The following is a 14,717-nucleotide window of genomic DNA, read 5'->3' as shown; positions in this document are numbered from 1 at the left end:
TATGTTCGCTCAATTTATCAGACGAAACTTCCGGCGCTCTAGTTTTATCGCTCTAAGTTTATTGACTGCAGCAGGGGCGGTCGCCGCTGATTTGACGCTGGAGCATACTTTCACGCCAGCTGATCCGACGCGCGATAATTATATGGATGTGGGCGCCGTTTGGGACGGCAGTTCACAAAGTAACAACGGTGATGTTTTCACGACCACCATTTATAACGCCGGCGCCACTGCGTATGATTTAGAGTTCGATGTTGAGCTGCCAGATGGATTTTCCTATGTGTCTGGTTCGGTGAGTGCTGTGAGCACTACGGCAACTGCAACGCAGTCGGGGACCACTTTGACGGTGAATCTTGGCACGGGTGGTGAGTTTGATTTGGCGCAAGGTGAGTCGGTGGAGCTGAGCTATGGACTTGTTGCCGACGATTACAGTACAGTGGTTGCGGGCACCTATCAGCTTGTTTACACGTATAGTGCCCGTTCAGATGATGATAACACAACTGAGAAGACGGAAGTCACGACCTCTCTGCAAAATGTGCTGACACAGTTGGGGGCATCGATTCTGACGCTGACTCCCAGCACACAGACGCGCGGGATTGGTGAAACGGCGGCTTGGCAGGCCACAGTCACCAATACGGGGTTTGGTGGTTTGTTTGATGTGGTCATTGATCTTACGGATATATACTCGAACACATCTTTTATTAACCCGAGCGTTACCCAGAGTTCGCCTGCATTGAGTGCGATTGGCAGCCAAATTTACGTTCTTCCGTATCTTGCGCCCGGCGAGGAGTTTGTCCTCGATCTGACGGCCGAAGTTGCCAGCTGTGATGGCTTGGGAATCTCAGTCACTAATGATGAGTTAACTGAGGTCAATAGCTCGACTAAGGTGGCGGCGATTGTGCTCGACCTAGACTTACCGATGGTTGATTTCACCCCGCCGACAATTGCGCTAGATTATTTAACCGCGAGTTCGGCTTCGATGACGGTGACTAATACTTCCAGCTCGGGGAACGCTGAAGATTTTAGTTTTCAAACCAATTTGAACACATTGCCGGTTATTATTTCAAATGTAACGGGCGACTTCACCTATGATGAGGCAACAGGTGTCTTTACCTTGGTCAATGGTGCAGACGTGACGAATTCGGATGCTTTGCTAGGCGGGGAATCCGCTACTTTAAACTTTGATATTGTCGCAGCGGACAGCTGTTCGGGGGCGGTGGGATCGGTGACTTGGACCTCTGTCTATAGCAACCAATGTGGTGACATGTATGCAATCCCAATTAAGTCAGGCTCTATTCTCGCGAGTGGTGCACGTCCGAGTGTGGATCTTCAGATGGATTCGTCAGTTAACCGTGTCCGGGTGGGGGCACCAGGCCTATTTGAATTAGAATTAACTGCAGATGAAGTTGCTCGTATTGATAGTGATTTGATCGTCGTGCAAATTACTGCAAGTGACAATGGCAGGATCGTCGGGTTCAGTGATGCCACTGACATCTCACCAACTGTCGATCCGGCTGCGGACCCTGCGATCACAACCTATACTTGGACTGTCGATAAGGCGGTTGCTGCAGGGAGCGTTAGTTTGGATGTGCTTTATGAGATCGGAGAGGACCCCTGCCTCGGGGGCGAATCTTTTAGTATTTCTAGTTCGGTGTCGGGCGTGCAATCCGTCGTGACCGCAAGCGGCGATCAATGTGAACTCAGCGCGAATGCCGCTCAGACGGTGATCATTCAAAACAATCCGAGCCCAGAGAGTGAATTGTTGTTTAATGTGGACGGCACTGGCTTTGAAACTGGAGAGCCTTCTGCAGATACTACGCGTGATATTGCTGCCGGCGAGGGCGAATTTATTCCCATCGAGGTCGAGTATGCGTTTGAAGACGGTTACGTTGGCAGCTGGATCGGTGCGACTTACACGGATGATTTTGGTGGCTTGGACACTCAGGAACTTGTGGGTGGATCGCTCACCGTAAGCTTTGGTTCAGGAGATACGCTTACCACGGGACCAGTCGCAGTGCCTGCCTCCGCGGTCACGCAAAGTGTCGGTGGGCTTTCCATTGATCTGGATTTTCTGGCTCTACCTGCATATCTCAACGAGGCTGCAGTGAGCGATACGATCATTCACTTCAATTATTCGACTACGGTTCCTTACTCTGAGCTTGAGGGAGCAGCCTCGCGAGGAGTGACGCATGTGTCCGTGCTCTCTTTGGATGAGCCCGTAGGTGCAGTGCCAAGCTCGGCCTGCGTCGAGGACCTTGAACTTACCTTTACGCAAGTGCTCGCTTATACGATCGAACGAGCCGATGCGGTCCTTGGCATTTCCGTTCCAGCCTCGCTGATGGAGTGTGAGGTGTTTGATGTGACCTTAACTGTTAATAACCGCAACGATAAGAACATTTCGAACGTGTTGGTGACGCTGAATACGCCGACGACTAATTTCCCCTATACATACATTGTTGGTCAAACGCCAAGCTATGGAGGTGCATTTGTCGGAAACGTCAGCTATGATGAAAATGGGGGCCTTAACCCGACATTTACCTATGATCCCTCTGAGTTGACCTCGTCTGGTACCATAACCGTGCAGTTTATGCGCGATCCAGGCACTAACGTTGTCCCCATTTCAGCCACGGTCGCGTTTGATGACCGGCAAACGGCTCCCGATGACAATCGTGTCTTCACATCTGCGGCTTCGGCGGGGCCGTCTTCAGTTTTGGCGGGCGAGTTGATTCTGAATGTCACGCCAAATACCGAAGTTCAGATGAACAATGGCCGTGTCGAATGGCTGATTACTGTGCAGAACGTCTCGGCGGGGGCTGCGCTCAATTCCGTTATCACGAATGCGATTCCAGCAGGCTTGGTCGTGCATGAGGTGGATACTAATGCTGCGAATGCTGCCTACGCCGCCCCTGTCAATGCTGTGACGATTAGTGGTAGCGACGCGATCTTTGATCTTGGTGATTTAGCGAGTGGAGCGATTCGTAAGATTAAGGTGATTGCAGAGCTGGAAACCGGCTCTGATTGTGAGATCCCTGATGGTACTAATGTTGTGACTGCGAGCTGGGGCTGTAGCACGGATCTTTCACAGAGTGTGGTCGGTATGGGCCCCAATATTCGTTTCGGCACTGGATCATTACAAGTCGTGCACGATACCACGGAATCGTATGCAGAACTTTGTGAGGAGGGTGTGATACGGATCAAAATTAAGAATACCGGAGATGCAGAATTAAATGAAGTTTTAATTAATGAATACCTCGATGAGTTGACGACAGGTCTTACAATCGTTCCAGGTAGCGCCTTTTACTGGACGGATAACGAGCCCGCGGGCACCGTTAATTCCATCCCAGATCCTTCGGGTTCCGGTACTGCGGGAGATCCTTATGTGTTCACCATTAAAGACGGAGGGCTGATCCCGATCGCGGAATTGGTCAATGCGTTTGATGATGATGCAACGACTGTAAACTCTTTGACAATTGGCTTCAATATTTCGACCACCAATCCTGAGCAGCTATCGGAACCGACAGCCGCGCCTACGATTCAGGCATCGGCTCGTGCGGACCTGTTTTGTGGTGATTTTGTGAACTCTCCAGGGGTCCCATTCCTGATTCCAATTAAGCGCCCTGATATTTCGACGGATCTATTAGTCTCGAATACGGATCTGTCACTCGCGCCTGCAGAGCTGACTGTGGGGGCGACGGGCCAAGATGTGGTTTGGTCATTTGAGATTTCTAATATGGGCCAAGCCCCCGCCGAAAATGTGCGTGTGCAAGTCCCTTTGACTGCCAGTAACAGCACCGCGACGATTGCGGTGAATGGCTCAAACATCGGTAGTTACGATGGCTCTTGGATTGATATCAATGATATTCCCGCCGCCAGTGGAGGCTCTGCTGGAGTGGTTACGGTGACCGTCACCGAAACGCTCGGCAATATTTGCGTGAACACATACGATAACGTGGCTCAAGTGACTTGGGGTTGTTCTTCCGTCATCGGTAATGCGCCCAATGTCATTGATACACCGACTCTGAATTTTGATACCGCGGATGTCTTGATGAGCCCAGTGTTTGATCCTGCTCAGGATGGTTTTACGCGGGAGTTCATTCGCGAGAATGACGCACGGGGTCGTGTCGTTGTTTCGATGGAAAACACTGGTGCGCAAGCATTGAATTTTGAAATATTAGAAGACTTGCCCGACAATGTCGCGTTGGACGAGACAGTCGCACCAGTGGTGACTGGCACCAGTGATCTGGTTTATGATTCAGTTGATTTGTCCGATCCGACACGCCCGATCTTCTCCTTCACGGGCACGGTGGATTATCTCGATTCTTTCGACTTCACATTTTATGTGCGTAGCACCATCGAAGATGACGCCCGCACTGCAAGCTTCCCTGATCTGACTGATGAAGAGGAGACCGCAAATGCGTATGACCCTACGATTAGCTTTCCGAACGAAGGTTTGACTATAGTGGAATACACGAACTCCTGTGGGGATGAATTTGATACTTCGATCAATGCCGATTACGATATTCGTCAGCCGGATCTGGATATTAATTTTGCAGCCAATGATGGAGCGGTGGATGCCAATGTGCTCAATCGTGTTGTTTTCTTGGATCAGCCAGAGACCTTTAATATCTGGGTGCGTAATGAGGGTGTCGGTGGAAGTCGTGCCACAGAAGCAGAAGTGGTCATTACGCTCGGTCCGGCATGGACGGGGGCAACCGTGACCTATGACGGTAATGGGGGGGTGAGTAGTGCCGCTCCAGGTGGAGGCACGGCCTATACTTTTGCGCCGAGTGTGGTGGGTACTTTTAATACCGGAGCCAATCGTGAGAAACAGTTTGTAGTCACTGCGACGCCTACAGATGTCGCCGGTCAGGATCTTGGTGTTAAAGTGGATGTGGACGCGGTTCAAATACTGGAAGATGGTAGCACCGAAGGTGTTGATTTGAGCACGGATACACGCGCGTTTCGCGTGATCGGGGTGGATGTCGATAAGGAATTTGTTTCAGGCACGACTAGTGAGAATTTGACTGCCGATGAGCGGGATCTGGTGATCGGCGAAGAGGCGACCTTCGACTTGATGGTGAAATTCTTCGGCGGAGATGCGGGCTTTGACGATATTCAAAATCTGGTGATTCGCGATAGTTTGGGGAATTCCGATGCGGCTGACCGCGGTCTGGGCTTAGTCTCCATCGATACGACGGGCACCACAATCGGTGCGACGACCACGACGAGTCCCAGTGATCCGGTGCAAACTGAGGTGATTGATTTTGAGGCCTCGCCCGGCTCAATTACGGCGGCAAATAATACTTTCCAGGCTCGTATCGTTACGCGTGTGCTCAACGATACGAATCTTGCGGCAGTCAATTCAGATGAGAAAGAATTGTTTAATAATCTAGGCGTTGCATTTGATTTCTACTCTGCTTTCTACCGTTCGAATAATGAAAACGATGGTTTCTCTGGCGGCACCGCTCGACCTGGGTTGCACGATTCAGAAACGATTACTGTGCAGCGGCCCACGCTTTCCGTTGAGAAGACGGTGCGTAATGTCACTGAGAGTCTGACGGGGAGCTTCGCCGCCACGGCTTCCGGTGAAGGCACAGATGTCTTCCAGTATAAAATCGTTCTGACGAATACCGATTCCACCGCGGTCGACGTGCCGCTCTTTGATTTGAATTTGGAAGATCAGATTAGTAGTAAGCTTCAATTCATCGATGGTAGTGGAGCGGATGCGGCCTACAAGGCGGGAGCGGATACAGATGGTGATGATTCTGTGGATGTTTTCTATACGGGCACCGTCATTGGGGGCGATCTCCAGGTCAATGCTTCAAATCTTGTACTGGCTACGCTAGGTGAAAATCTCGTGCAGCTCGATCCAGGCGAGAGTGTCGCGTTTCATTATTTCGTGCGGGCACAAATTAGCGTGAATCCGGGAGAGTCCATTCAAAATACTGTGATTGTGAAGGGCGATACATTACCGGGCGCAAGTGGCAGTCAAAGTGGCACGCTTGGCAGTACGGGGGACGATGATGGTGCGTTGGAGCTTAGCGCGGAGGATTCGGCGCAGATTACTATTAATTCAGTGTCGCAGTCTAAGGTGATTAAAAATACTTCGGACGGTTCGGATGATGCCTCGTCGGTACACATTGGTGAGCAGGTGGAGTTCGAAGTGAGTATTGTGTTGCCACAAGGCACAGCGCCAGATCTGCAAATCCTTGATACGCTGAGTGAAGAGTTTCAGTTAGTGGACATTGGTAATGTAATCTACGGGGGCTCGGTTTCTGCCACGAACGTGATTCCGGTGACCTCGCCGACTGCAGGGGCATTGCCAGTTAATGGTGGTTCGCTCGACTTTACCTGGTCTTTCGGCGATACGGTGGTCACTGCGGGCTCGGAGGCTGAACGTAGCATTACTGTTCGTTATACGACTCAGATCCGCAATCTCGACCCGGAGACATTCAAACGGGGCGATACGTTCAAGAACTCAGCGAGTTATACCTTCACGGGCGCCAGTGAGGATACGGACATCGTGGATGTCACCTTAATCGTGGCGGAGTCGAATTTGCTTGTCACTAAGGTGGCGACCCCGACCGAAGATTTAGACGCGGGAGATGAGGTCACGTATACTGTGACTTTGAATAATGCCACTGGAACGGCACCCGCCTACGATGTAAACATTGTGGATACTCTACCCGAAGGCCTTAGCTATAAGGTAGGTTCCACCACGGTCACAGACAACTCGGGGCTGATTGGCACGCTGGGGGAGCCAGACCTCGATGCCGCTTTAAACGAGCTCACTTGGGGCCGCGAGCAGTCGAGTTCGGTCAATCTGGATATCACCGCAGGCGGTCAGTTGGTCTTTACCTATGTCGCAACCGTGGATGATAGCGTTCAGCCAAATCAAGAATTGACCAATGATTTAGCTGTGGACTGGAGCTCGCTTGACGGCGACCCCGGTCCTGATCTTGGAGTGGCAGTCGGCACTGCTGGCGCGAATAACGGCGAACGTCTTTATTCTGGTGATGCGGACGCCACTGTCACGATCGCTAATACCAGTATTCAGACGACAAAGACCGCCTCGGGCGATACCTTGCCCTTGGATACCACGGACGACGGCTTCCGCGTAGGCGATATCGTCACCTACACCATCGAAGTTGATGTGATGGAGGGCACACACGAAGAATTTAAAATTCTCGATACCTTGCCAGCAGGTATGGCCTTTGTGGACTTCGAGGCGATCACACCTATTGGGGATGGCAGTGCGGATGGCTTCACTTATACGGCACTGAATGCGGGCACGACGGCCCCGCTCGCCGATGCCACTGGAGAGCTGATCTTTGACTTAGGCACGGTGGTCAATGTGGGCGATACAGATACCGATAATGACACGCTCACTCTAGTCTATCGTGCCCGTATTACCGATGTAGCAGCGGTGACGGTGCCTGATGGCGACGAGAGCACCGATGATTCGGAGCTGACTTTGACGAATTCCGTTCGATTGAGCTTCTTGGATGTTGATGACGAAACCGTGATCACGGAGCCTACGACTGAGGATGTCGTCGTAAAGCAGCCCGAGCTTATCATTGAAAAAGACCGCCTCTTACCGGCAGCGATCAATAAAATCCTGGAAGGCGAAACCATGCGCTTCCAACTCACAGTGACCAATACCGGGGATGCGCCCGCGTATAATATGGCTGTGTTGGATACACTGCCAGTAGGCATGCGGACAGTGCCTCCTGTGCTTATCAGCGCCACGCTCGATGGTTCAGATGTGAAAGCCAGTCTTGAGGCGACGGCCACCTACGATAGTGGTAGTGGAGAGTGGGAGCTGGGTGAGTTGAGCGATACACAAATTCTCGAAGTAGACGATACCCTGGTGATTGTTTACGAAGTGGTGATGGATGATCCAGTGGATGGTGGGCAAACTCTCACCAATTTGGCCGACGTTCCGGTTTATTATTCTAAACCTTCGAGTGATACAGATGGTCGTCGCACTTACGATAACGTGGAGCCAGATGAGGAAGTCATTTTAACAACGATTTTAGTGAGCGGCACCGTCTTTGAAGATGAGAGTTTTAACCGTGTCATCGATCCTGGTGAAGATTGGGGGGAAGGGGAGACGGTCTATGTCAATTTGGTTCAGGATGGGGTCGTGCTTGATAGCGTCGTCGTCAATCCAGGCAGCGGCGACTATGAATTTGATCGAGTTTCCGGTGGTGATTATTCCATCGTTGTGACTGACAGTCCGACCAATCAGAATCCAGTCGCCCCCGGCGTGTTTATATTCTACGATGCGGCGCCCACTGACGGACGCCTGTTGATCACTGCCGGACCTGATGATATTTTTGATCAAGACTTCCCACTGGTCACGGGTGCCTACATTTCAGGGGTCGTTTTCCAAGATGATGGTATTGGATCAGGCACGCCAAATGATGGTGTTCAAAATGGGGCCGAGGCCGGTATCGGTAAGGTCACCGTGCGCCTCACTGATGGTGGTAGCAATGTCTATGACACAGTTCTCACGAATGGTGCTGGCGAATTTAGGCTTTTAGTTCCTGAAAGCGTGCCCAATGGCAGCACCCTAGTGGTGGAAGAATATAATTTGTCCAGTTATCTGTCCACTGGGGGCGATGCGGGCTCGACTGGTGGTAGCTATAATCGTGTTACAGACCGTATCAGCTTTGTATACACTGCGGGGCAGAGCGAAAGTGATTTAGCTTTTGGAGATATTCCGGCTAACAGCTTTTTGACAGATGGGCAGCAGACCATTGAGCCGGGAGCGGTGGCTTTTTATAGCCACACATTTATTGCCGGCACCGGTGGAGAGGTCAGTTTCGACATTGATAGTGCGCTCAACCCAGCGTTGCCAGGCTGGGGCCAGACGCTCTTCCGTGACTCGAATTGCAACGGACAGCTTGATGATGGCGAGCCGCGCCTGATCCATCCCAGTGCCGCGATTACAGTCTCAGCGGGCGAACAAATATGTTTGATTGTCAAAGATTCGTCACCTGCAGGTGCGCCTTTTGGAGCTCAGAATTTAAATACTGTCACAGCGACCTTCACCTATACCAATAGTGCGCCCGCCTTGGCCGATGATGTATTGGTTCGCACAGATTTAACGACAATTGGAATTGAAACCACCGCGGGTCTTGAATTGCTCAAGGCAGTTGATAAGGCCACCGCCTCGCCTGGAGAGACGATTACTTACACGCTGACCTATACGAATAATGGAGCCGGTGCCTTGGATGATATCATTATTTATGATAGTACGCCTGCCTACACCACTTTCGCACTTGCGCCCACGCCCACTTATCCACTTTCGCTGACAAATGTAGTGATTTCTGCACCCAATGTTGGCGAGACGGGTGGCATTGTTTGGACCTTTGAAGGCGAACTAGAGCCAGGCGAAACAGGCACCGTGACCTACCAGGTCACAGTGGATGACAATTAGTGAGTGCTGCTCGCCTAGGTAGGCTGGATGCTTGCGGCAGCTGAGCGGCACTAGGCTAGGTGTAAGCAGTTAGCTTTTTAGCTTGGGAATTGGTCTTTGAAGACGACTTGTTCGTAGGGGAGTTGGCCGCCGCGTGCATTCGCATCCTTTAAGGCTTTACCGACGGTGATCATTAGTCCGATTACATGGTTCTCTGGAAGTTTGATGAGCTCGCCGACTTTCGTCGCGTCGAATCCGATCATGGGGCAGCTATCATACCCCATCGATTTCGCAGTGAGCATGAGGGTTTGTGCGGCGATGCCTACTGAGCGCATCGCTTCATCACGTTGTAACTGCGGGTTATTCTCGTACAAAGGTGCGATCATTGGCACGAGAATATCTTGCACCGGCTGAGGTGCATTCACCCAATAACGAGCCGCATCTTCGTGCGCATTTAAGTCGGCACAAAGTAGGATCGTGATTGAGGCTTCGCTGACTTGTGCCTGATTCCATGAGGCGGCTCGTAGTGCTTCTTTGGTCGCCTGATCGCTAACCACGACAAAGCGCCAATTTTGCATGTTAAAAGATGTTGGCGATAGTAGAGTCAGCTCTAATAGCTCCTGTATTTCAAGTTCCGACATCTTATGGTTCGGGTCATAGTGCTTTACTGAGCGACGTTGATGAATTGCGGTGGTAGTATCCATGTCTGGCAATCTGTAAGTCTGTTTGAATATTGCAAGTACTCGAGCAAGGGCAATATATGTGGACTTTACTGATCTACTTGATTCAGCCCTTGTCGGCTCACAGTCATTCTGGAGGTATTATTTTACTGTGGGCGTACTGCCGCGGTCTTGCCAACTACCTTCAACTTGTATTGTGAGTGGAATCTCAGGGATGCCACGCTCGTTGCGATGGATTCCAGACATTAATAGATCGACGGCTGCGATTCCCAGCATTTTGGAATTTTGCTCGATGCCACTGATGTTTGCATACTCAGAGCTCTGAATATTGAGGTCGAGATCAGCATAAGCTATATCTGCACCGATTTGCATGCCGATCGCGTTTAAGTAGTGTGGCATACGATAACTGGCACCGATTATCGCATCCAGCTTTTTTTCCTGTACCCATTGTTTGATTGAACGAGCATTGAGTTGGTTGCTTATTAATGGAGCAATGCGGGCTATCGGATGATTTGCGCGATAGACGCGAAACCCTGCTTGCCAGCGCTGGTTAACGCGTAGGTCCATGTCCTCTGTCATACACAGGCCAATGCGTGAGTAACCTTTCTCTGTGAGTGATTTCATCGCGAGTAGAATTGAGGTGTAATGATCGTGGATGACTCGATTCAGAATGGGGTTCATTAGAGTGTCGCTCATTGCGACTGTAATGAAACGTTCCCACATCATTTCCAGCGGCTGATGTTTGCATGTGCGCGTGAGTGCTCCGGAAAATGGGTGCAGAATGATGCCCTGTATGCCTCGATTCCACAGGATTTTACTCATTCGTTGTTCTGTCATGCCAGGTTCACTTAACCAGAAAGTTTCGATGTAGTATCCATAAGCTTTGGCTTGTTCTTTAGCACCTTCCCAATATTTGAGCTCGGTGGCCGACTGTTTCCAATCGTCTCGCTGATTTCCAGTCGTTAGGTAGGCGAGCGGCAGACCGGGGTCGTTTGTATTTCGCTGACGTATTGCGGTCATTAATTTTGAAACATCCGGATTTGGCAAATAGCCCATTTCTTTCGCTTTCTCAGCGATTTTTATACGAGTCGCTTCGGGAATTTTGGGATGCTTACGTAGTGCGAGCGAAACTGTCATCTTCGATACACCCAGTTCGTTGGCTATTTTTTGTAGGCTTATGTGAGGATTCATCGATTTTGTAGCATTGAAAATTAGGGGGGAGGAAATGTTGGCAGCGCCGAGTATGTATGTGTCTGGTTTTACGTAAACTACGGATTCGCTGTATCATTCTTAGAAGATGTGACAATGTATCACTTCTCAACTTCCCCTATTACCCTTTTCAGTCAGCATTAACTAGCAGGATCGGCTCGTGGGAAATTATTTACACGCATTCTTCTCTGATTTATATATGATAGCTAGATTCAAAATTAATACTAGATGGACTTTCGGACGATGCGATGAGTCGACACGCTATCCAGCAGTGGTACCTGGTTGTGTACATACCGACTTGCACCGTGAAGGGTTGATCCCAGATCCATTTTACGGGCGTAATGAGGCTCAGTTGCAGTGGATCGAAGAATGTGATTGGGAATACGCCACTCGATTTGACGTAACAGAGCAGATATTGACGGCGGGTTGTGTTGATTTGGTGGCGGATGGCTTAGACACTCTGGCCACAGTAATTCTGAACGGCCAAGTGATTGCTGAGACTTCTAATATGTTCTTAGGTCTGCGGTACGAGGTTGGGTCGCTCTTGAAACCGACTGGTAATGAGTTGCAGATACGATTTTCGAATCCGATGGATTATATCCGTGAGCGCGAGGGCAAACCTTTAAGCCCGATCGCTTGTGATCCGATTGGTGGACGTCAACAGATTCGTAAGCAGCAATGCGCTTTTGGCTGGGATTGGGGCCCTCGTTTTGCAACGAGTGGAATTTGGCGTGAGATTCGTTTGGAAGCCTGGAGTGCCTGCCGTATTGAAGATTATAAGTTGGAGCAAAGCCACCAAGAGGATGAAGTGGTGGTTCGTGTGATTCCCGAGCTGGTGGGAGAGTTTTCTGAGGGCACAATTGTCGGTCGCTTATGCTATGAAGGTGAGACAGTCGTGGAGGTTTCGAGTGATGATTGCCAGCCATTGGAGTTCAGAGTTATGGATCCACACCTGTGGTGGCCGAATGGGCAAGGTGTCCAGTCGATTTATACTTTGGAGCTGAGACTAATGGCGGGTGATCAAGTCTTGGATCAGCGAGTTCAGGCACTTGGATTGTGTGAAATTGTGCTCGATCGCCATCAGGACGAGTGGGGCGAGAGTTTTCAATTTAAGGTCAATGGTCGAGCGATTTTTGCGAAGGGGGCGAATTGGATCCCTTCACACTGCTTTGTAAACGAGGGAGAGACCCTGGCCATCGATGCACTTGATTCTGCACGTGATGCGAACATGAATATGATTCGTGTCTGGGGCGGTGGTGTGTATGAAAGTGACGCATTCTTTCAGCGTTGCTTGGAAAATGGCTTATTAGTTTGGCATGACTTCATGTTTGCTTGCTGGACCTACCCAGGCGATCCCGATTACTTGGATTCCGTCCGTGAGGAGGCGATCTACCAAGTCCGCCGTTTACGTAATCAGAGTCATCTGGCGCTCTGGTGTGGTAACAATGAGATTGTGCAAATGCACTGGGAAAAGATGCGGGATCACCCAGAAGAAGCACAGGCATATGTCAGACTCTTTCATGAAATTTTACCAGAGGTAATTGCGGCGCATGGCACTGCGGCGTCATACTGGCCGAGTTCCGGTTGGAACCCCCAGGATCCGATGGGCTTCACTGATAATGTGGACTCAGGGGATACTCACTTCTGGGGTGTTTGGGCGGCTCGTCAGCCTGTTGAGGCTTACGAGGCGCTCGAACATCGTTTTTTCTCGGAGTTCGGCATGCAGGCTTATCCGTGGCCAGAAACCGCGGCGACTTTTACGAAGAGCCGGAATATTTTTAGTCCCGATATGAACTGCCACCAAAAAAATGGCAGTGGTAATGAGATTATTTTTCATTACATTTCAACGCTGTATCGATTCCCTAAGGATTATGAATCAACGGTCTACCTGTCACAGCTCAATCAAGCGTATTGTTTGCGTTTCGGGATCGAGCATATGCGTCGTAATATGCCACGTACCATGGGGGCGTTGTACTGGCAGTTGAATGACTGTTGGCCAGTTGCTTCTTGGTCGAGCCTTGACTTTGGAGGACGCTGGAAAGTTCTACAGTATGCCGCACGTCGTTTCTTTGCGCCCGCTTTAATCTCGGTGAAACGGGTTGGTGAGGAAACTGTCATTTGGAGTAATAATTATCGAGTCAGCAATATCGACGCAATGGAGGTGCACCTGGTGTACGATGGTGCTGAATCAGCAGTGGGTGAGGTTACATGGGAATTGTGGAGCTTTAGTCAGAACCAGTGCTTGCAGTCTGAACAAGGGCGCGCAGATCTGCTACCGGGGACATCACAACATTATGCTACAGTCGACTGTGTGGATTCTATTAAGCGTTACGAACGGGATGATCTTGTTTTGAGAACCCGTCTGCGCGTGCCTGGCTTGGAAGATAGTTGTAATACCACCTTTTTTTCTGCGCCAAGGCACATTGATTTTAAGCAACCTGAAATCAACCACAGCGTTCGAGTACTCGAAGATGGTTCATTTGAAGTGATTCTGCGTAGCAATGTTATTGCCTATCAAGTGTTTCTGAAGCTTGCGGATTCGGTTGATTTTAGAGCCTCGGATAATGCCTTTGATTTATTTCCAGGTGAAGAAGTTGCGATCTGCATGAAACCAGTTGTGCCACTCGATCGAGTTGATTTTGAGCGTCTCTTACAGATCTTCTCTTACCGGGATACTTATGAAAATTAAACCTTTGTCGTTTCCGCTACATTTACTGCGAACTGCTGTATTTGAATCCAAATAACCCAACATACGAAAGATAACACAAATGAAAAAAATCCCAATAAGCATTCTCACTGCCATGCTTTCAGTTAGTCCCCTCATGGCTCAGTCATTTTTTGATGATGCGAGCACTGCCTCCAACTTCTCGGCCTTTGGTAACATGAATCCTGTCAGTTCTGATGGGAATGTTGTGAGTCTGATCCGATCATCCGCAAGTGAGGATGCAGGCGCGGATTGGCTGTTAAATGGTGTTTCAAGTTTTTCACTCAATAGCTCTGATCAGCAATATATTGTAGAACTTGAGGCATCGGCAGCAATTGGTAATGGAGAATGGAGGCTGGATATTGTCTTCTTTGATGATCAGGGCACCTATCTCACTGAGAGGAATGTGCGTGGATACAGTGCGGATACCATTGCGGTCAGCTATGACATTTCCGAATTTTCGATTTCTGAAAACCTCACGGATGCAGACCGTTATTTCGTGAGACTTAGGACGCAGGGAGATCTTTCGAGCGGATTCTCTTTTACTAGTATCAATGCGGTGCCCGAACCCGGTCAGTCTGCATTATTATTGGGTGTGCTAGCAATGGGGGCGTTATTTGTGCGACGCAAATAACATTCGTAACCTTTGATTCAGCAGCGTAATAGTAGATTGCGAGCTCACATGTGTGGGCTCGCACTTTTT

At 50.0% G+C, this 14,717-nt stretch carries 5 protein-coding genes; 3 read left to right on the top strand and 2 right to left on the bottom strand.

The window, feature by feature from the left end; translation table 11 throughout:
* The first annotated feature begins 1 nt into the window (after nucleotide 1).
* The gene (locus QEH59_RS05750; RefSeq protein ID WP_308984408.1) at nucleotides 2-9,442 is read left to right on the top strand and encodes an isopeptide-forming domain-containing fimbrial protein; all 9,441 of its coding nucleotides are present in this window, start codon (nucleotides 2-4) and stop codon (nucleotides 9,440-9,442) included.
* 77 nt (nucleotides 9,443-9,519) lie between these two features.
* On the opposite strand, the gene QEH59_RS05745 is transcribed toward QEH59_RS05750, so the two are convergent.
* On the bottom strand, nucleotides 9,520-10,125 hold the full coding sequence (locus QEH59_RS05745; RefSeq protein ID WP_308984407.1) for a nitroreductase family protein: 606 nt from the start codon (nucleotides 10,123-10,125) through the stop codon (nucleotides 9,520-9,522).
* A 117-nt stretch (nucleotides 10,126-10,242) separates the two neighbouring features.
* Nucleotides 10,243-11,292 carry a LacI family DNA-binding transcriptional regulator gene (locus QEH59_RS05740; RefSeq protein ID WP_308984406.1) on the bottom strand — a complete coding sequence of 350 codons (1,050 nt, stop codon included), beginning with the start codon at nucleotides 11,290-11,292 and terminating at the stop codon, nucleotides 10,243-10,245.
* 217 nt (nucleotides 11,293-11,509) lie between these two features.
* Between QEH59_RS05740 and QEH59_RS05735 the strand changes: the two genes are divergently transcribed.
* Complete coding sequence (locus QEH59_RS05735) at nucleotides 11,510-13,999, top strand: beta-mannosidase (RefSeq protein ID WP_308984405.1); 2,490 nt, start codon at nucleotides 11,510-11,512, stop codon at nucleotides 13,997-13,999.
* Between the two features lie 79 nt (nucleotides 14,000-14,078).
* Nucleotides 14,079-14,648: a PEP-CTERM sorting domain-containing protein gene (locus QEH59_RS05730; RefSeq protein ID WP_308984404.1), complete on the top strand. Its 570-nt coding sequence runs from the start codon at nucleotides 14,079-14,081 to the stop codon at nucleotides 14,646-14,648.
* The last annotated feature ends 69 nt before the right edge of the window (nucleotides 14,649-14,717 follow it).

This window comes from Thalassobacterium sedimentorum (assembly GCF_031127905.1).
Lineage (GTDB): Bacteria > Verrucomicrobiota > Verrucomicrobiia > Opitutales > Coraliomargaritaceae > Thalassobacterium > Thalassobacterium sedimentorum.
Note: the sequence above shows the minus strand (reverse complement) of the source record. Positions and strands in the feature narration are given on the sequence as shown.